General features: G+C 67.9%; 17 protein-coding genes. 6 read left to right on the top strand and 11 right to left on the bottom strand.

Annotation, left to right across the window (positions count from 1 at the left end; genetic code table 11):
- Nucleotides 1-86 precede the first annotated feature (86 nt).
- The 3 genes from AB0F81_RS20400 to AB0F81_RS20390 all read right to left on the bottom strand — a co-directional run bounded on the left by AB0F81_RS20400 (nt 87) and on the right by AB0F81_RS20390 (nt 2,844).
- Entirely contained in the window at nt 87-812 is a 726-nt protein-coding gene (locus tag AB0F81_RS20400) for a DUF1963 domain-containing protein (RefSeq protein ID WP_360199423.1), read from the bottom strand.
- Between the two features lie 332 nt (nt 813-1,144).
- Complete coding sequence (locus tag AB0F81_RS20395; RefSeq protein ID WP_360199421.1) at nt 1,145-1,846, bottom strand: DUF305 domain-containing protein; 702 nt, start codon at nt 1,844-1,846, stop codon at nt 1,145-1,147.
- A gap of 335 nt (nt 1,847-2,181) precedes the next feature.
- Entirely contained in the window at nt 2,182-2,844 is a 663-nt protein-coding gene (locus AB0F81_RS20390) for a CBS domain-containing protein (protein WP_360199425.1), read from the bottom strand.
- A gap of 286 nt (nt 2,845-3,130) precedes the next feature.
- On the opposite strand from AB0F81_RS20390, the gene AB0F81_RS20385 reads away from it, so the two are divergent.
- Nucleotides 3,131-4,003 (top strand): universal stress protein, encoded by an 873-nt coding sequence (locus tag AB0F81_RS20385; RefSeq protein WP_360199419.1) that lies wholly within the window; start codon nt 3,131-3,133, stop codon nt 4,001-4,003.
- Between the two features lie 205 nt (nt 4,004-4,208).
- Complete coding sequence (locus tag AB0F81_RS20380) at nt 4,209-5,075, top strand: universal stress protein (protein WP_360199417.1); 867 nt, start codon at nt 4,209-4,211, stop codon at nt 5,073-5,075.
- Nucleotides 5,076-5,280: 205 nt separating this feature from the next.
- Here AB0F81_RS20380 and AB0F81_RS20375 read toward each other — a convergent pair whose 3' ends face one another.
- A complete protein-coding gene (locus AB0F81_RS20375; protein WP_328465791.1) occupies nt 5,281-5,763 on the bottom strand; it encodes a universal stress protein in 483 nt (160 codons plus the stop codon).
- 670 nt (nt 5,764-6,433) lie between these two features.
- Here AB0F81_RS20375 and AB0F81_RS20370 point away from each other — a divergent pair.
- Together AB0F81_RS20370 and AB0F81_RS20365 are read left to right on the top strand one after the other, a co-directional pair.
- Complete coding sequence (locus tag AB0F81_RS20370; protein ID WP_328465789.1) at nt 6,434-7,411, top strand: nitroreductase; 978 nt, start codon at nt 6,434-6,436, stop codon at nt 7,409-7,411.
- 548 nt (nt 7,412-7,959) lie between these two features.
- Nucleotides 7,960-8,544 carry a DoxX family membrane protein gene (locus AB0F81_RS20365; RefSeq protein ID WP_328465787.1) on the top strand — a complete coding sequence of 195 codons (585 nt, stop codon included), beginning with the start codon at nt 7,960-7,962 and terminating at the stop codon, nt 8,542-8,544.
- Between the two features lie 421 nt (nt 8,545-8,965).
- On the opposite strand, the gene AB0F81_RS20360 is transcribed toward AB0F81_RS20365, so the two are convergent.
- Nucleotides 8,966-9,292, bottom strand: coding sequence for an HPF/RaiA family ribosome-associated protein (locus tag AB0F81_RS20360; protein ID WP_328465785.1), 327 nt, complete (start codon nt 9,290-9,292; stop codon nt 8,966-8,968).
- A gap of 598 nt (nt 9,293-9,890) precedes the next feature.
- Here AB0F81_RS20360 and AB0F81_RS20355 point away from each other — a divergent pair.
- Complete coding sequence (locus tag AB0F81_RS20355; RefSeq protein WP_360199413.1) at nt 9,891-10,523, top strand: DUF4352 domain-containing protein; 633 nt, start codon at nt 9,891-9,893, stop codon at nt 10,521-10,523.
- A 204-nt stretch (nt 10,524-10,727) separates the two neighbouring features.
- Here AB0F81_RS20355 and AB0F81_RS20350 read toward each other — a convergent pair whose 3' ends face one another.
- The 6 genes from AB0F81_RS20350 to AB0F81_RS20325 form a co-directional block, all read right to left on the bottom strand.
- Nucleotides 10,728-11,279 carry a TetR/AcrR family transcriptional regulator gene (locus AB0F81_RS20350; protein WP_360199411.1) on the bottom strand — a complete coding sequence of 184 codons (552 nt, stop codon included), beginning with the start codon at nt 11,277-11,279 and terminating at the stop codon, nt 10,728-10,730.
- Nucleotides 11,280-11,318: 39 nt separating this feature from the next.
- A complete protein-coding gene (locus AB0F81_RS20345; protein ID WP_360199409.1) occupies nt 11,319-12,182 on the bottom strand; it encodes an SDR family oxidoreductase in 864 nt (287 codons plus the stop codon).
- Nucleotides 12,179-12,679 (bottom strand): nitroreductase/quinone reductase family protein, encoded by a 501-nt coding sequence (locus tag AB0F81_RS20340; RefSeq protein WP_360199407.1) that lies wholly within the window; start codon nt 12,677-12,679, stop codon nt 12,179-12,181. Before AB0F81_RS20340 ends, AB0F81_RS20345 begins: the two co-directional genes overlap by 4 nt.
- A 210-nt stretch (nt 12,680-12,889) precedes the next feature.
- Nucleotides 12,890-13,360 carry an aromatic ring-opening dioxygenase LigA gene (locus AB0F81_RS20335; protein ID WP_360199405.1) on the bottom strand — a complete coding sequence of 157 codons (471 nt, stop codon included), beginning with the start codon at nt 13,358-13,360 and terminating at the stop codon, nt 12,890-12,892.
- Between the two features lie 635 nt (nt 13,361-13,995).
- Nucleotides 13,996-14,964: a nitroreductase gene (locus tag AB0F81_RS20330; RefSeq protein ID WP_360199403.1), complete on the bottom strand. Its 969-nt coding sequence runs from the start codon at nt 14,962-14,964 to the stop codon at nt 13,996-13,998.
- A 372-nt stretch (nt 14,965-15,336) separates the two neighbouring features.
- A complete protein-coding gene (locus AB0F81_RS20325; RefSeq protein WP_360199401.1) occupies nt 15,337-15,975 on the bottom strand; it encodes a hypothetical protein in 639 nt (212 codons plus the stop codon).
- A gap of 985 nt (nt 15,976-16,960) precedes the next feature.
- Between AB0F81_RS20325 and AB0F81_RS20320 the strand changes: the two genes are divergently transcribed.
- Complete coding sequence (locus tag AB0F81_RS20320) at nt 16,961-17,971, top strand: zinc-dependent alcohol dehydrogenase (protein WP_360199399.1); 1,011 nt, start codon at nt 16,961-16,963, stop codon at nt 17,969-17,971.
- The last annotated feature ends 104 nt before the right edge of the window (nt 17,972-18,075 follow it).

The following is an 18,075-nucleotide window of genomic DNA, read 5'->3' as shown; positions in this document are numbered from 1 at the left end:
CTACGAGACGGGCACCAGCCTCGCCCCGCTACCCGCCCTCAAGGTAGCGTGAAGATCAACTCATCGACCCTGTCCGTCGAATCGGGTCAAGCCCACATCAGCCAGATCCGGTCGAAGGCGCGCTCGGCCAGATCCGCATGCTTGATCATGAAGTTGACCACAATCAGCGTCTCGCCGAACGCGTCACCCACCTGCCCCTCGTCCAGCCAGACGGTGGCTAGCACGATGTGCTCGTTCGCGTTGAGGATGGGGTTGTCCGCGCCACCGGTGCTGGCGGCGCCGTAACCGCCGAGGGAGAACTCGTAATCGTTGTCCTCCAGGTACCACATAACCTCTTCGATCGCCTCCTCGACCTCGTCGTCCAAGCGAAGGTCGAACGGCACCTCGTGCTCGTGCTCCGGAAGGCTCCAGCCGGCACGAGCATGCAGCAGAATCGGATCGAAGACCGGCACCCCGGGGTGCGGATGCTCGATTACCGGAGTGCCGGCCGGCACATGAACGATCCGGCACTTGTTGGGCGTGAAGTCCGGCTCGACAAAGAACAGCAGCGACCCGTCGGCCGGCAGGTCAAGGTCGTGCCCGTGCGAGGGAATCGCGGCGAGGTCGAGCGTCAACACGAGACACTGCCCGGCAGGCCACGGTTCGCCCGCCGGCAACGCCGCGAGCCCGCCGAACCGACCGGCCACGGGCAGGCCGTCGCCCTCCGGAACCAGCTCCGTCTGTGGTCGGGCTAGCCGCACCCAACGCTCGATCTGCTCCACCGGCACGCCCTTTTCCCGGGCCGCGCCCCGAAACTCCTGTCGTACATCCATGGCCGGGCATTGTGCCTGAAGGGTCCGACAAACATCAGAAGGCCGGTTCGCAGCAGGCTCCGAGGCGCAGGCACCAGGCGCAACGGTGCAGGTGAGACCGGTCAAGCTGCCGTCGGGGACGTTGCGCAGCTGGTCGACAAGCTGGAACCACGCGACAAGTCGACGCACTACGAAACACGGCCTAGTCGGGCAGGCAGGATGGTTCCTGGCCGGCATCGCCGAGTCGGCCTCGAAGTCAGCGCCTGACTCGGTCGAAACTGATCAACACCGTCGTGAACCTTTTGCCAGCACCCCGGTCTTTCCCAGACCCGACAAAACGATCCAGCGAGGACCTACAGCGGCTTGGCTCCGTGGCCGTTCAAGACATCTTCCAGCGCGTTGATCTCCGACTGCTGGCCGGCCTTCATCGCTCCAGCGAGCCAGCGCACGTCCTCGTCGTCGCTGCGCTGTAGTGCCGCCTCGGCCATCTCGATACCGCCGAGATGATGCCGCAACATCAGTTGCGCCCACAGCACTTCGAAGTCACGGCCGGAGGCGGCCCGCAGCCGGTCGAGTTCCTCCCGGCTGGCCATGCCGGGCATCAGGCCGCTCGACGAATGCGGGGTGTGACTCATCCACGCCATCGCGGGCTGCTCACCGGTGGGCTGCAGCCCCCACTCACGCAACCACGCCTGCATGGTCCCGATCTGCCCATGCTGCGTCAGGGCGATGTCCCCACCCAGCACGCCCAGCTTCGTCTGCGGCGACCGGGCATGCGCCAGCATCCCCAACTCCACCGCCTGCGAATGATGCGTCGACATGTCGCGGGCGAATCCCGCCTCCACCGACGCATCGCCATACCGCTGATCCCGGCAGAACCACCATCCCGCCACCGCGCCGACCCCGCTGAACAGGACCGTTGCTGTCACCACGATCGCCAGCGCGGTACGCACCAGCACTACCCGCCCACCCATACCGGACACATCCTCGAATCCGCGGCTCACACAATGCAGCCATTCCCGACATCGGCAAGACTCGACGAGGCGGTCGAACAAGGCCGCACCTTACCGCCCAATATTCACCTATTTCCGCCAGATCGCGGCAGGGCCGAAGGTCCCGTCAAAGCGAACCGCTGGCCCCACCCGCGAAGGCGAGGCAGCCTCCGATGACTGCCGACGACGACGCCGCTGCCGCTTGCGCTCGATCCTGACGGACCGGGCCACGGACAGACAGCGCGTCACCGCGGAGACAAGCCTTGACGGTGCCCGCCTACGGATCTCGAGCCAGCAAGGATCTGCGCGTCGATCAGCTTGGTAACGGTGTCGTTATTGACGGCTTGACCTGCGATATGCATCCTGTCCGGTTCAGAACTCCTTCGCGGCGGACGCCGCTATCCGGCGACGGCTCCCATGCGTGGGTGCAGCTGGTTGCGGTCGTCGTACTGGTAGTCGAGCTTGTTGACGACCTCGACGACCCCGGGGATGAGCCGGGTGAGCCGGTCCGCGATGTCCGCGGTCGACCAGCGGTCGACCTGCCCGGTAAATGTGACGACGCCGGCGTCAACTACCGTCCGTACGGCGATGCCGCCGTCAAGGATGATCGGCTTCAGCACGGACGCCTGCACGTCGGCGTGGATGTCTTCGTCCGAGCGCAGATGCACCTTTAACAGGTCACTGCGGGACACGATGCCGATCAGACGGCCGAGATCATCGACCACCGGCAGCCTCTTGACCTTTTCCTGATCCATTCGGCGCGCCGCAGCCGCGATCGTCGTGCCCCGCATCGCCTCGACGACCGGAGCGGTCATCAGGTCCGCAGCGGTCTGGGCGGACGCTTTGATCCGCTCACCGCGGCGCCGCCGGCCTTCGAACGGGCGCGGCTCGTCCGCACCCGCATACTCGATTTTGCGGAGCAGGTCCGCCTCGGAGACCATGCCGATCACGCGGCCGAAGTAGTCGACGACCGGGACTGCGCTGCACCGGTGCCGGGTCAGCAGATCCACGATCTCCCGGTAAGGCGCGCTCTCGGCAACCGAGATCACCTCAGTAGTCATCACATCGTCCACACGCCAGGTCTTCATTGCCGGCCTCCTTCCACGCCGAGAGTAGGCAGCGGTTCGGTCGGCGGGTCAGGGCCGAAATACCTCCTCAGCCGGGACGGTCGGAACGCGTGCCCGACCCCGTAGGAGCTGGTAGCGCCGTTTCCGGGCCTCGTTTGCGGCCCTGCCTTGAGAGCGGTGCCGCAGGGCCGGGGACCTGAACGGCCGGGACCTTCTACCCTGCCACGAAGACATCGACCGGCATGACGATGAGAGGAGACAACGAAGTCAGGGAGGAGCCATGAGCGAGCGTCCGATCATCATCGGCGTCGACGGCACCGACATGAGTACCGCGGCACTGAGGTGGGCAGCCCGGGAGGCTGAACATCGGGGTGTGCCGCTGCGCATCGTTCACGTCCTGGACTGGGACTGGAACAGCAACCGTTACGACTTCGGCGGCACGCGGTTCGAGACCGCTCGCCGGCTCGCCGAACGTGTGCCAGCGTCCGCTGCGCGCACGGCCCTCGACGTCGCGCCGGGCATCGGGATCGAAACGGATGTGTTGATCGGCAACCCGGCGGCCCGGCTGATCGACATCGAGGACGCGGACCTGCTGGTGGTCGGCCATCGGGGACGCGGCGGATTCGCCGGGCTGCTGCTGGGCTCCGTCAGCCAACGGGCAGCCACCCACGCCTCCTGCCCGGTCGTCGTAGTCCGCGGCCGCGCTGACGTGGCCGAGGGACCGATCGTGGCCGGTGTCGACGACTCGGACTCCGCCGATGCGGCCCTGGAGACCGCCTTCGACGCGGCGGCCACCGCCGGATGCGGCCTGACCGTGATCCGAACCTACCTGCCGGCGGCCGCACTGTACCTCGCGCCCATCGCGGCGACGCAGGTGCACAGCCCAGAACAGGATGCCGAGGAACGGGACCGGCTACTGGCTCAGGTGGCGCCGTGGCGCGACAAGTACCCCGGCGTGCCGGTCGAAACGCTGCTGTCGCACGACAGCGCTGCCGCGGTCCTGACCGGGGTGTCGCACAGCGCCCGGTTGGTCATCGTCGGCAGCCATGGGCATGGCGCGCTTGCCGGCACGCTGCTCGGCTCCACCGGTCTGCAACTGCTGCACCACGCCGACTGCCCGGTCCACATCGTTCGTCGCCGACGCCAACGGTAACGACAGAACGGGTTCGATCGGGGCTCGGCCGTGCTACCGGTCCTACCAGAGGCCGCCCTCACAGATAGCCGAGGCCGGCCTCACCGCGGAACTCGCCGGCCTCAGCAAAGCAGTTGCGATCGACGGTCCGCCGTGTTCCGGCGCTCGAGTCGGACCCGGCACTGCATCGGCTTGACGGGTTGACGGCATCGCAGAGGAGTACGCCATGAACGCCAAGAAGATCGTTGTTGGTTATGACCACTCGGACGACGCCCGCGCCGCCACCGTGTGGGCGTTCGACGAGGCCGCCCGTACCGGCGTACCGGTCGAGATCGTGTACGCCCACGAACTGCCTGGCTGGCTCCCGTCGGACTACGTGAAGACGGCACCGGACGTATGGCCCGGCGGGGACTGGGAGCGAACGGTCGCCACCGCGCTCGACACGTTGCTGACGCAGGCCAAGCAGACCCATCCGACGGTGCCTGCCGAGGTCGTCACCCTGCACGCCCATCCGGCGCAGGCACTGCTCGACCGATCCTCCGACGCCGGGCTGGTCGTGGTCGGCAGTCGCGGACACAGTGCAGTGGCTGGGTTGCTCGGCTCGGTCAGCGTCGCGATCAGCGCCCACGCCCGCTGCCCTGTCGTCGTAGTCCGCGGCTCCACCACCGCGACCGCACCGGTAGTCGCCGGCGCAGACGACTCAGCAGACGCGTGGCCGGTGGTGCGTTTCGCCGCGCAGCAAGCCGCGTCCCGTGAGGCGCCGCTGCGGATAATCCGGGCCTGGCGCCCCGTGATCGGCCTGTGGGAGGACACGCCCCTGGTGACCCGGGCCGTCACCGACGAGGAACGGCGCCCGTTCGACGAACTCGTCGACCAGTGCCGCACCGAGTTCACCGCGCTGCATATTCAGTCGGAGGCCGTCGTCGCGCACCCCGCGGCCGTCCTGACAACGGCCAGCACCACCGCGCAGCTGCTGGTCGTCGGCAGCCGCGGACGCGGCGCCCTGCGCAGCCTGCTGCTCGGCTCGGTCAGCCAGCACCTGCTGCGCCACAGCGCCTGCACCGTGGCCGTCGTACACGCCGCCCAACCGTGAATCCGATCGGGCCACGCCGGTAGTAAGTCCTGGTAACCAGGCCAGCGGCGTTTCCTCACCGCGGTCCACGGAGCCGGCCCGGTGCCTTATCACCGATGGCAGCCGCCGACCTGTGCAGGCCCCTGTCCACCCGGGTGGACAGGGGCCTGCACAGGTGGGCGACCCGGCTCGCCGGACCGGGGTGTCGATCGCCGCCGTTACCACATCACTCGGCGCGCTGCTGATCGCTCGGCACCACCAGCACCGGCGAGTGAGCATGGTGCAACGTCGCCATCGCCACACTGCCGAGAGCCTTGGTTCCACCGAGCCCGCGGGATCCGACCAGCACCAGGTCCGGATGGAACTTGGCGGCCAGTTCAGCGAACCTCAGCCCATCCCCGCCGTAGGTGCGTTCCACCAGCGGCTCAGCCGTCCACCCGGCGGCCTGCGCGAGCGTCACACCCATCGCGGCGATCCGGTCCGCCTCCGCCGCTCCCTCACGTTCGGTCGCCTCGACGAACTCGTTGACCCCACCGGCCCCCTTCCACAGCCGGCGGCGCAGCGCCTCGTCCGCCATCGGCGGCGCCCACAGGTGCGTGATCCAGGCCCGCCCGGCCGGTAGCAACGCCGCGCCCACCTCAATCGCCGCGCCGGCCGGCACCGACCCGTCGTAGCCGACCATCGCCCGGGCCACTCCAGTGCCATCCATGACCGACACCTCCTTCTGCTCCGTGGTCTGGCCACCGTCACACCGCAACCAGCGGGATAGACGTCGGCGCGCAGACCGGCACGCGATCTCGCAGCCGCCGGCGATCACAAGGATCGGCCGAATACAGGCCGCCCACGCAGCGTTCACAAGTGAATCTCTGGCATTCATGTCACCACCTGCGTCACCGGCGCCACCAGGGCTGATGGGCCTGACGGACGTGCCAGTGCGCCCCAGGCCAGCAAGCAAGAATGAACCGTTCGCGGCATCCGCCCGGCAGGCCGCTGATTCCGTGGCTTCGCGCTCGACTCACCACATCCACTACGGGACACCGCGCAGCATTCGGCCTTGCCGCGCCAGACGCAGCTTTACGCGCCCCCGGTCACGCTCGGCCGATCCGCCGACGACAGGCCTTTCGGCCCTAACCACTGAACCGAGCTCCAGGCACCGTGAAGAGAAGCATTCGCAGACCGACGGGCCGGCCCGACCGCCCAAATCATCAACCTCAGGGCGTACCGGTCACTCGGACGCCCCGGCACGGGACTGCACGCCGACGCGACCAGACCCCGATATACGCCGCAACCCACCGCCACGGCCGGACCAGCCCGGCCACCGACCACCAGCAGGCGCAGCCCCGCATCCGGTTGCCGGCCCCGCTGAAGGGAGTACGAGCATGAACGGCTATGACGACACCGACCTGCTCCGAGCCGCTTCGGCGGGTGTCCGCGCCCCGTCGATGCACAACAGCCAGCCGTGGCGGTTCCGGCTCAACAGCGGCGCCATCGAGATCCTCGCCGACCCGTCACGCCAACTGCAGGTCGCCGACTCCGGCGGGTGGGCCATGCGGCTGGCATGCGGCGCGGCAACCTACAACGCACGTCTGGCACTGACCGCCGCAGGCCGCCCCGCCGACGTGCTGATGGCCCCGGACTCGGAACGGCCCGACCTGATCGCCCGTCTCACCCCCGGCCACGAACGGCCACCCACCTACACCGAACGGGACCTGTTCGCCGCCATCGAGCGCCGGCACAGTCACCGGGCACCGTTCTGGCCGGATCCGGTACCTGCCGACGTGCGGGTCCGCCTGATCGAAGCCGCCCGCAGCGAACACGCCTGGCTGGACCTGCTCGTCGGGATGACCGCGCTGGCCGGGTTCTCGCAAATCGCCCACAGCGCCGACCGGGTCCTGCGACGCGACCTGAACTACCAGGCCGAAATGATCACGTGGACTGACGCGGACGCCGCCCCGGACGGTATCCCGTCACACGCCGGCGCACCCGTCACCGAACCTCAGGATCTGCTCCCGCAACGCGCTTTCGCCGATCGGCACCGCGCTCCTGGCCGTGACTACGAGCCCGAACCCCTGGTCGGCATCCTCGGCGTCCCGAGCGATCGGCGCCTCGACCAGATCGTCGCCGGCCAGGCCCTGCAGAAGGTCCTGCTCACCGCCACCGACGCCGGCCTGTCAGCGTCGATGATCTCCCAGCCGATCGAGGTGCCAGCCGCCCGCGACCAGCTACGCCGTTCCCTGGGCCGCACAGGGTATCCGCAGATCGCCCTACGCATCGGTTACGGGCAGACGACCCGGCCGACGGCCCGCCGTGACGTCACCGAGGCCCTGGATAGGGCCGTCGACTACCAGTCCTGCTGAATCCGTCCGGCACCGCCCCTGATCCGCGCCAGTCACCACGGCGCGGGCAGGGGCGATGCATTCCCCCGCTCCTGCCCGGACGCCTCGGTTGGAGGGTGGACACAACCCGACCTCGGCTTCGGTAGCGAGTGCCATCCACGACGCCTACCGGGCATCCAGCAGCACCGTGTCGGCACCCATTCCGACTACCGGCGTCATGCCCGCCGTAGCAAGCGGTATCGGTTTCGGGCGACGGGCGATCCGCAAGCGCTTGGGACGGCGTTCTCACCGCAGGGAGCGATGCGGCCCTCGCGCGGCACCGGGTCGCGCGCAGCACACCCGCGTCGTCCGCTGGGCCGCCATGTCCGTGTGACACCGCCAGCAGTTCGAGCTCCCACCGCGAGATGCCGGCTCCCGCTCATCACAGCCCGCCGGAATCGGTGGGCCGTGGCCGTCACCGTCTCCAGATCGAAGGGACTTTGGTCCCGCCGCGACAGGCGATTGAGCACGGGCGCCGTCGCCAGCGTAAGCGCAATCTAGAACTGTAGGTATCGATGAAGGAGGCAGTGATGACAACCGTCGGCCGGAACCCTGTGGTTCACCCCGAAACCGTCGAGGCGCCCGGCCCTATGATCACTAAGAGTGCCGCGAAGGCTCTCGCCGTGCTGCGCATTAGCACCGGGTTCGTGTTCCTGTGGGCGTTCTTCGACAAGATGTTCGGGCTCGGATACGCCACCCCGACCGAACGGGCATGGATCAACGGCGGCTCTCCCACCAAGGGCTTCCTTTCCTCGGTGGAGATGGGCCCGTTCCAGGACTTCTTCCACTCGATCGCCGGGCAGACCTGGACGAACTGGCTGTTCATGCTCGGCCTGCTCGGCATCGGCCTGGCCCTGATCCTCGGCATCGGCCTGCGGATCGCAGCCGTCGCGGCAATGCTGATGATGGCCATGATGTGGCTCGCTGAACTGCCGCTGGCTCAGACCACCGCCTCCGGCGAACCGAGCGGCTCGACCAACCCGCTCGTCGACTACCACGTCGTCTACGCACTTGCCGCCATCACCGCCGCTTTTACCTACGCCGGCCACGTCTGGGGTCTCGGCCGCTGGTGGAGCAGCCTGCCTGTCGTGCGCAAGAACCGCTGGCTCATCTGAACAGCCATGCGGAGCAAGCCGGGTCGCCGATCGGCGACCCGGCCGCTCGTACAGCTGACCGCCCTGACGGAACCCGCTGTGCGGAACCGACCCGCTCGAACAGTCGCGCAGTTGCCCAGCCCCATCAAGCGAACGGCCGACGACCAAACACCCGCCAGACGCGCTATCTGTCGCCCTCGCCGGGATGCGCCTACCGCGGCCTTGATGAGCGTGGCCCGGGTTCGAGCCGCTCCGAACAGTGACGCGGCATACCCCCCGACAACGAGCCGAGCCCTCTGTCGGCCCGCTCAAGCTTCTGTAAACAGTGCTGCGCGGCCGGACTGTCGCCGACCGCGCAGCTTCGAACCATTCACGCACCGTGGCCGGTGGCTCTTGGGTCACTGGGCAGACCGATCGACGCCTGCCCTCCGCTGGTCAGGAATCACGAAGCTCGAGATCGGAGACCTTGTGCCGGACGACGGCGCATGTGACGCAGACGCGAGCGCAGCCGCTCTTGCAGCAGGTCAGTGGCTTCCTGCATCGTCTCGCCGACAGCGTGAACGTGGATACCGACTCCGTTGACATCGGCGTGTACGTCGATGCGGGGTCCGGGCGCCGCAGCGTCCAGGTTCAGCCGGATTCGCAGCAACGGAGCCGGGGCGTGGTGCAACGCCGATATCACCTTCTCTCGGGCGTAGTCCTCGGCTTCCGGCGTGACGTCGCCGTGAGTGTGCACCTGCGGCTCGATGACCAGATCGCTGACGGTCATGGTCGCCTCCTCGAGGTCGTCGTCCGTTTCCGATTCGACGGGCGTACCTCCAATATGATCGGAAGCAGCGCCGAGCAGTAGGGGCCGATGGCCCTGGTAGGTGCTGGTATCGGCACCTCGGTCCACGGCCGGCGAGGAGCCCGGTCGCTGACGGTGACGAGCGGCTCACAGTTGATCTCCTAGCCGCGATTCTGGGGCGGCCCGACAGGCGAAGAGCATGCAGGCGCGGCACCGCCGCGCTGGCTCAAGGGCCGTCAGGCGAAACGCCGCAAGCCTGCCTAAGCGATCGCGTCGATCCGATGACATCGCCCTGCCGCAGGAGCCAGCGACGGCGTGTGCCTCGGTGAGCAGGCTTTACACATGCTCATGTAACAGGCAGATCACGAGGTTCTTGAACTGACCTTTAGTTGATCATGAGCGTCTGTCAAGCTCCCGCACGGCCGCCGAATAGTGCACGAGCCGCGCTCGACCGCCACCGTTACCGGTCCACAGCGCGGAGTGATCTTGGCTGACCCGTCCGGTTGAATGACTTCCCGGCCGGGCTTCGGACTGGGGCCCGCCACCAACAGTCCAACCAGACCAGTCCATGGAGCCACCTGTGACAACCCCTCAGCACGACCAGTTCCCGCCGGCCGGTCCGAACGGCCCTGCGGCCCCCCAATACGTGGTGATGCAAGCCCCGCCGCCCAAGAAGAAGAAGTGGCCGTGGATCGTGGGCGGCATCTTCCTCGTCATGGTCCTCGGATGTGTCGGCATTTTCGCCGCCCTCGGAACCGCGGCGAATGAGGTCGTGGAAACCCTCGATGAGAACGCCGCCGGCAAGAACGCCGTCCCGGGCGAGATGGGCAAGCCCGCCCGCGACGGCAAGTTCGAGTTCACCGTCACGAAGCTGGACTGCTCCAAGTCCAGCGTCGGCAAGTCGGTCCTCGCCCAGAAGGCTCAGGGCACCTACTGCATCGTTAGCCTCACGGTGAAGAACATCGGCGAGGAGGCCCAGACGTTCGACGGCACCAGCCAGAAGGCCTACGACGCGGCGGGCACGCAGTACTCCAACGACAGCGCAGCCGAGTTGGCACTCGCCGGTGACGCGAGCACTTTCCTGGAGCAGATCAATCCCGGGAACCAGGTCAAGGGCCAGCTTGTCTACGACGTACCCAAGGGCACCGAGCTCACCGCGATCGAACTGCACGACTCGTTCCTGTCGGGCGGAGTCAAGATCCCGCTGAGCTGAGGTTCATCACACACGGCGATGCCGCCCAAGGCGAGCAGTGCCTCCGGGCGGCATCGCTACACGCCCAAGGCCCTTGCTACCGGTCGCCGGCGAGCACCCGCTGGGCTACGCGCCGATTCTCGGCACGTCATCCAGGCGGTAGCAGAACACGGCTACGGTGATCGGTCGCCGCGCCGCCGCGCTCACGCACCGGCTGGTGTTTGATCAGCCTGCGGCGCCGTACGCGGCGAGGACACGATTGACGACACTCTCGGCATAGGCGACATCGACCACAGCCCCGGAGATCGCTCTGCGGTGGAACAGGGGGCCGGCGAGCATGTCCAGGACCTCGGCCGGGTCGGTGCCGGCGGGTAGTTCCCCTCGTGCGATGCCGCGTCGGATGACCGCGACGATCACACTGTGTCGGGTGTCGGCTTCCCGGCGGTGCAGGGCGGCGAACGCGGGGTCGCGTTCGGCGGCGTCGATGAGCGCGAACATCAGGCCGGCGGCGGGCCCGGTGGACAACGATCGGGCGAGGCCGGTGAGTAGCTCCATCAGGTCGCCGTGCAGGGAGCCGGTGTCTGGGTCGGAGGGGGTTTGCAGGATGCTGCCGAACGCGTCCAGGACCAGGGCGGGCTGACTATCCCATTGGCGGTAGATGGTGGTCTTCGCGACTCCGGACTGTTCGGCGATCGCCTCTATGGTCGTGGCCGCGATGCCGCGCTCGGCGAGCAGCCGCAGCGTCGTGTTCAGCAATGTGGCGCGGCTACGCAGCACCCGTGGGTCCGTACGCCCGGTCACTATGCCCTCCTCGAGCTATCGCGGCGGCCACGATGTCCGGTGGTCGCTCACATACTGTGCCAGGGTCCTCGGCGCCCGGCCGAGCAACCGCGCCAGGGCCGGATCGACGCGTTCTGCCTGCCCGCGACGCAGGCCGGTGTGCAGGACGGTCTGCACCAGGCATTGGGCGATCGGCAGCCGCTGCCGGCGAAGATGCCGCAGGTAGCCCGCGATCGTGGCCGGCTGATAGCGGATGATGCGGCCAAGGGTCCCGGTCAGCAACCCCGCCACCGTGTCGAAATCGACGGCCTCCGGACCCGTCAAGGTATATGCGGCACCCCGGTGCACGTCGGGCGCGGCGAAGATCACCGCAGCGGCGTCGCCGATGTCGCGGGTATCAACGAAGGCGACCTTTCCGCGTCCCGCCGGCAGGTAGATCCGGTCCTGCGTGCGGATGTCGTCGGCGTACGCGTCAGCGAGGTTCTGGGCGAAGAAACCGGGCCGCAGGATCGTCCAGGCAAGGCCGCACGCGCGCAGATGCTGCTCCACCCGGTGATGCGGGACGATCCGGTTGGTGTCCGCCCCGGCGACCGATACGAACACCACGTGCACACGGGAATAGCGGGCGGCGGCATCGAGCAGCGCATTGAGCGTGGGACCGACCCGCGAGATCGCCGGTGGACGGACGAGAAACAAGCCGCTGGTACCTGCCACCGCGGCATCGAACGTCTGCGCGTCGAAGAAGTCGAGGCGTACCGTCTCGGCGCCGGGGAACCGTTCGCGGAGCCCCTCCAAGTTGGTGCCGGCCACACGAACAGGTAGGCCGGCGGCCAGCAGCGACCGAGCGGCTCCACCGCCGACGTTGCCGGTCGCGCCGGTAACCAGGATCGGACCGGTCATCGCGGGCCGTCTACGGTGAGATAGATCAGCGAGAGACCGTCGCGGCGAGCGGCCTCCTCCAGCTCGGCGAGCGTCGGGAGACGAGGCACGTTGATCCGGATGCCCAGGCGGCGGCCAGCCTTCTCGTGGCCCACCTCTTCGATGAGGTACAGGTATGTGGAGGCGACCTTCTGCGGGTCCTCCGCCAGGTCGGCCCGCGCCTGGCGGCGCTCGCCAAACATGGTGACGCCGACGTCAGTGCCGCCGCGCAGGTTGGCACGCCAGCCGGAGCTGGTCAGCACCAGCAGGCGACCGTCGGCGATGGCGCGGTAGGCCACCGGCAGGATGAATCGACGGCCGCTCTTACGGCCGACGACGTGCAATAGCAGCAGGTGCCGGCCGACGCCCTGAGCACGTCGCGGCGAGGACAACAACCACCGCATGACGCGATTGACAACACGGTACGGAGCCTTGGGTGGCTGGACGCGCTCGACGGCCGGCCTCGACGTAGTGGTCACCGTTCGAGACTACGCTACGCTTCCGTAGCGAAACTACGGTCGTTGGTCACGCCAATGCTCTCGGCCATAACCGCAGTCGCCTGCTCCCCGCCGCCCGTTCTCAACTCGCCACACGGGGGACACCGCGCAGCCCTCAGGAGGGACGAAAGACGGCGCCCGCCGATTGCCGGGCGCCGTCTGATGGACTCAGCAAAGCGCAGATGCTCGGTGTCAGGCTGCCGCCTCCGGTGCTGCAGCGAGGCTGCGAGCGAGCAGGAACTGGGCGTAGCCGATCAGGGCGATGACGACCCCGAGCCCCATCGCCATGGCGGCGATACCGAAGGAGACCACCGACGTGAACAGCGAGGCTCGCAGGAAGGAGCCGTTCATCACGGTCTGCCGGGCCGGGTCCTCACGGTCGAGTTCGGCGTACGTCTTGCCGCCGCTGGACTCCAGCGCGTGCTTCTCGATGATCTGCGCCTCCGCATACGCGGTAAGCGGGCCATCGATCTTCTCCCCGGCGAACCAGTCCGCGTCCTCGGAGACGGTGATTCGCTCGTCGGCAAGCTGAGATTGCACGGTGAACCACGTGGTGGCTCCGGCAACCACCATGACCAGGCCGGCGAGCATCAGCAGTATGGCGATCACACGGACGGGCTTGGCCGGACCAGTCCGGTTGACCTTGGCGGCCGCGGTGCTCATCTGTACTCCTCTGTGGCAGGGATTCGAGCCTCTTAAACAGGGCTTCGACCAGCGCCCGGCTTACCCCCAATCGGTGAGCACAATCCTCACCGGCTTGGAATCGACCGTTCACTTGCTTACTAAGCGTGCCCGCCTACGGACCTTGCGGATAGGGCCGACAAGGCCGGGTCGAAAGTCCCGTACTTGCATCCCTGGACGGGGCCGAATGGCCCTGCACGGCTGAGGTGCCGGCGTCGCACCATGACGGATGAGCTCAGTAGCGGGCGGTCGCACAGGGCAATGCCGCTGCCGGCCGAGAGGAGGACGACATGAGGCCACTGATTGTCGGCGTCATCCTGCTTCTACTGGCGGTCCTGATGGTTGCCGGACCTCTCTTGGAGAGCTTGCTCGACCGCATCCTGCTCCGGCATGCGCATGACGGCCCACGTCAGGGTCATCGGCACGCGGTCCGGCAGCGCCAGCGGTAACGACACCGGGGGCCTCTTGGCCTGGGCACGCCCGACCGCGATGGTGTCCGAGATGCTTCGCGAAGCCTTCACAGTGTCGCCCCGGACTTCGACGCCGGCCCGGATTCCGCGTAGGGCCACGACTCTCCGGTGGCGAAACCCTGGCCGGTGTCGTGTCTCGAGCAGAGTTCAGTCGCGTAGCTCGATTACCTGCTCAGCAGGCAGACGAGGGGTCCTGCCGGGACCGCCGGACTCCGGGTTGGGAGTGCCCAGACGCATGACGAGGTACGGCAGACCGATTTCGCCGAGCATGCGATCCAGCTGATGGCGGGTGAACGACACCTCGATCGGGCTGCTCATCGGCAGTAGAGCGGCACCGAGCTCGGTGGCGGTCAGCCACACCGCGCTGAGGGCTTCACCGGCACGGAGCCAGTCGATCGGTTCGTCGCCTGTTCCGTAGAGCACCGCGTAGTTGGCGGCGTTGTCATGCCCTGAGCCGGGCGCGAGGGTGCCGGTAGTGCCGAAATCGCGTTCAGCGACCGTGGTCTGCGGCATCGCCGCCGGCAGGTTTGCGTCGGGGATGCCGGAGCCGTCGGACCGATCACCACCGACCCAGACCGCTGTCTCGCCCCGCAGCCGCTCGTCGGCGCTCTCCGTCTTCTGGGCACGTTCCACCAAGACAGCGAGGTCGATTTCCTGGTCCCGGGTCAGCAGATGCAACCGGACGCCGACTCCTTCAGCGGCCGCGATCAGCGCATCCAGAACGGCGGGAGCGACCGGTTCGTCGCTGACCGTCCGCCGATCCGTGTGCCGCACCGGCAACTGCTCCAGCAGCCGGATCGCTGCCGGATCGGCAACAGTCCGCCCCTCGATGCGGACCACGGCCAGCGGGCCAGGAACGGTCTTGTCGACCACGCACTGCCAGCCGCCGGCGCTCAACGCAACTTGCGCGTGATGCAGGGCGGTTCCGCAGCTGATCAACAGCATCTGCCCGTCACGGTCCTGGAACTGCAACTGCCGGCGGTGCACCGGGTGCAGTTCCATCCGGTCGGCGTGAACGACCCACCGCCAGGGCTGGGTGTTGTGGATCGACGGCGCGAACCGGGCTGCGTGGGCTGCGTTCAACAGCACCTGACGGGTGTCCACATCTTCCTTCATCGGGTGTCCTCCCGTACAAGCGACAGCGTCGCGGGCCCCTGCCGGCTCCGAGCTGGCAGATACTGGCACGTCCAACCGGTCCCGGCGCGTCAGCGCAGGAGAGCCTTCGCGGCGCACCACCGTGATCACGAGTGCCCTGTAGGACGGCGGCAAAACCGGCAGATATTCCGACGGCATTGTCCGCTCGGCAAGACGCCTGCCGGTGTAACCGGCGCCAGCCGGTCGGACAGCGCTGTTCGGACGCACACCATGTCACCTAAGCAGGTTCCAGACCGGCAGGAGCGCTGATCGTGACTAACGGCCCGACCAGCGTTGACAGGCTCCCCGTACCCCGTAGGCGCCTTCCTGCGATGTCACAACCGACAGCTCTGATCACAACGCAACCACGTCGCTCGACCGGCGGGCGAGGAGCCGACGCAGACCATCTCCGGTAATCGTTGCGGTGGTAGCTGCCATCAGCAGACCGCCTACGATTCCGATTAGGGTGATCACGGCGACGGATTGTCCCGGGCGCCACAACAGCGTCGTGAAGCCGAGGAACACGCCGAGGCCCACCGTCCAGGCGACCGCGGTGATCACGATCCAACTCGCCGACCGGCGTACCACCCGCCTCAGCACAAACCACTGCCCGAACCCGATCGACGCCAGAAGCACGGTTCCGAGTACGGCCACGGCAACGGCCAGCAGCCCTGGCGGCACCTGCGACAGGCGGCCGGCGAGCATGCTGGGCAGCATCCCGATCGCGTACGCGACGACCGCGGCGGCCGCCGTCACGCCGACCCACCGCCGCGAGCTGATACCGGATATCGCTCGGCGCAACACGATCGCGTGCGACCCGCCCAGCAGCGCACCCTCCACCGCACCTGCTGCCAACACGGCGGGCAGCATCACCGCCGCAGATGCCCGCGCGGTGAAAGCTCCGACCATGGCCGAAACCGCAAAGCCGACGAACTCGCCGACGGTTACAACAGCGATTAACCGGCGCTGTAGCCGGGTACCCCGCAGCGGCACCGGATCAGGTGGCGGGCTGAATGAAGCGCAACTCCACCAGAACCCACGTACCGTCCGGACGCGCGCGGGAAAAACGCCGCCAATACACATCGAAAGCCGCAGCAGAGTCCTTCACCTGACCGATCGCAGGGTGCCAGGTGCCAGACAGCCACACCTGCACTTGCGCCGGCCGACGGAAGTGCCGCCACCACCGCTTCGTTGACGCCTGCCCGACGGCCACCACGAAAAGTGAGACCGTGAGGTGTCGTAGCGGCAGCCTGGACCGGCAGCGTGATCAGCGCCCCGGCCGACGACGTGTAGCGCAACACCACCAGCCCATCCGGCAGCAGCCCACTGAACGGCGACATCAACAGGCGTGGGATCAGACCGACACCCGCGGGCCGGGCCGGGTCCCGTGGCACTCCACCGGTATTGGTCATGCTGCGAGCATCACTGCTCGCATCGCTGGGTAGAAGAGCAACCACTACTCGATACCGGGACTTTCGTCCCGGTCGGACAACGCAGGTCGCTGCAGCAGCGACCTCGTCAAGGTCGCACGCCAGCGGGGCGCTGCTCGGCCGCTCCGAGTCCTCAGCCAGCCGGGATCGTTCCCTTCGAGCGGAAACGACCCACGGTCTATCCGCCGACTTGGAACTCCACTCCGCCGAACGCTGCCAGCCTCCGGTTGTACAAGACGGCCACCCGAGAGACCCCCCGACTCTCCGGGTGACCGTCTTGTACGCCGGCATGACTGGCTCTCCGGCTGACGCCGATCAGAGCGCAACCATGGGGTTCGCGAGGAGCCACCCGACGTTCAACCACAACAGCGTCGCATAGCAACAGCGAATCCGGGGGACGTCCAGCGGACTCGGCGGTCGCTGTCCGCCCTGCGGCCGCCGAACTCACCGACATGATCTACAGGTCCCGGATTACGGGTCTATCGGCCCTGACCGGCTGGGACACGCCGGACGACGATGGATACGCAAGCGCAAGGAAGGAGCACATCATGCGTGCCGCCGTGGTCACCGCGTTCAACCAGCCTCTGGAGATCAAGGAGGTGCCTATCCCGGAGCCGGGACCCGGCAAGATCCGTGTGCGGCTCGAAGCAAGCGGCCTGTGCCACACCGACATCCACGCCGCCCGCGGTGACTGGCCGGTCAAGCCGGCTCTGCCGTTCACCCCCGGCCACGAAGGTGTGGGCATAGTCGAGAGGGCCGGCGAAGGTGTCACCGCACCGGCCGTCGGAGACCGAGTCGCCGTGCCCTGGCTCGGCTTCGCGTGCGGAACTTGCGAGTACTGCATCACCGGCTGGGAGACGCTGTGCGAGGCACAGCTCAACACCGGCTACGCGATCGACGGCGGACACGCCGAATACCTGGTCGCCGATGCCCGCTACGTCGTCCGGGTACCCGACGGCATCGCCCCCGCCGAAGCCGCGCCGCTGACCTGCGCAGGCGTGACCACCTACAAAGCGGTCAAGGTCGGCGGGGTCACCCCCGGCGACCGGGTCGCGATCTTCGGCATCGGTGGACTCGGCCACCTTGCCCAGCAGTACGCGCAGATCTTCGGCGGGGAAACCATCGCCGTGGACGTCACGGAGGAGAAACTCGCCCTCGCCCGGCAGCTCGGCGCCGCGCACACCGTGAACGCCGCCGACACCGACCCGGTCGCGGCGATCGAAGCGCTCGGCGGCGCTGACGTCGCAGTCGTCCTCGCCGCCGACCCGCGGGTTATCGAACAGGCTCACGCGTCGCTGCGCCGCGGTGGCCGGCTCATCCTGGTGTCGCTGCCCAAGGACAACGCGATGTCGCTGCCGATCTTCCAGACCGTGCTCAAGGGCATCCGGGTCATCGGCTCGATCGTCGGCACCCGCGCCGACGTGGCCGAGGTGTTCCGGCTGCACGCCGCCGGCCGCACCGAGGTGCTGTACGAGACCCGCAAACTCGAGGACATCAACGCCTCGATCGAGGACGTGCTGGCCAGCCGCGTCCCTGCCCGCCTGGTGCTGCTCCCCTAAGCCGCAAGCCCAGGCGGCCCCGGTGTGCCGAACACAAACCCCCAGGTGTCGGGCACACCACCCCCTACGCGGGCCCTACCCGTAGTGGCCCCTCGGCGGGCCCG

Source organism: Actinoplanes sp. NPDC024001, from assembly GCF_040638955.1.
Taxonomy (GTDB): Bacteria; Actinomycetota; Actinomycetes; order Mycobacteriales; family Micromonosporaceae; genus Actinoplanes.
The sequence above is the reverse complement of the archived record's forward strand: the minus strand, read 5'-3'. Positions and strand labels throughout refer to the sequence as shown.

What these genes read in the sequence shown, in the direction of transcription:
- AB0F81_RS20365 (WP_328465787.1), top strand. Translation starts at nt 7,960, where the DNA reads ATGACAACCGTCGGCCGGAACCCTGTGGTTCACCCCGAAACCGTCGAG.
- AB0F81_RS20320 (WP_360199399.1), top strand. Translation starts at nt 16,961, where the DNA reads ATGCGTGCCGCCGTGGTCACCGCGTTCAACCAGCCTCTGGAGATCAAG.
- AB0F81_RS20400 (WP_360199423.1), bottom strand. Translation starts at nt 812, where the DNA reads ATGGATGTACGACAGGAGTTTCGGGGCGCGGCCCGGGAAAAGGGCGTG.
- AB0F81_RS20335 (WP_360199405.1), bottom strand. Translation starts at nt 13,360, where the DNA reads ATGAGCACCGCGGCCGCCAAGGTCAACCGGACTGGTCCGGCCAAGCCC.
- AB0F81_RS20375 (WP_328465791.1), bottom strand. Translation starts at nt 5,763, where the DNA reads ATGGATGGCACTGGAGTGGCCCGGGCGATGGTCGGCTACGACGGGTCG.
- AB0F81_RS20370 (WP_328465789.1), top strand. Translation starts at nt 6,434, where the DNA reads ATGAACGGCTATGACGACACCGACCTGCTCCGAGCCGCTTCGGCGGGT.
- AB0F81_RS20390 (WP_360199425.1), bottom strand. Translation starts at nt 2,844, where the DNA reads ATGACTACTGAGGTGATCTCGGTTGCCGAGAGCGCGCCTTACCGGGAG.
- AB0F81_RS20380 (WP_360199417.1), top strand. Translation starts at nt 4,209, where the DNA reads ATGAACGCCAAGAAGATCGTTGTTGGTTATGACCACTCGGACGACGCC.
- AB0F81_RS20345 (WP_360199409.1), bottom strand. Translation starts at nt 12,182, where the DNA reads ATGACCGGTCCGATCCTGGTTACCGGCGCGACCGGCAACGTCGGCGGT.
- AB0F81_RS20330 (WP_360199403.1), bottom strand. Translation starts at nt 14,964, where the DNA reads ATGAAGGAAGATGTGGACACCCGTCAGGTGCTGTTGAACGCAGCCCAC.
- AB0F81_RS20360 (WP_328465785.1), bottom strand. Translation starts at nt 9,292, where the DNA reads ATGACCGTCAGCGATCTGGTCATCGAGCCGCAGGTGCACACTCACGGC.
- AB0F81_RS20385 (WP_360199419.1), top strand. Translation starts at nt 3,131, where the DNA reads ATGAGCGAGCGTCCGATCATCATCGGCGTCGACGGCACCGACATGAGT.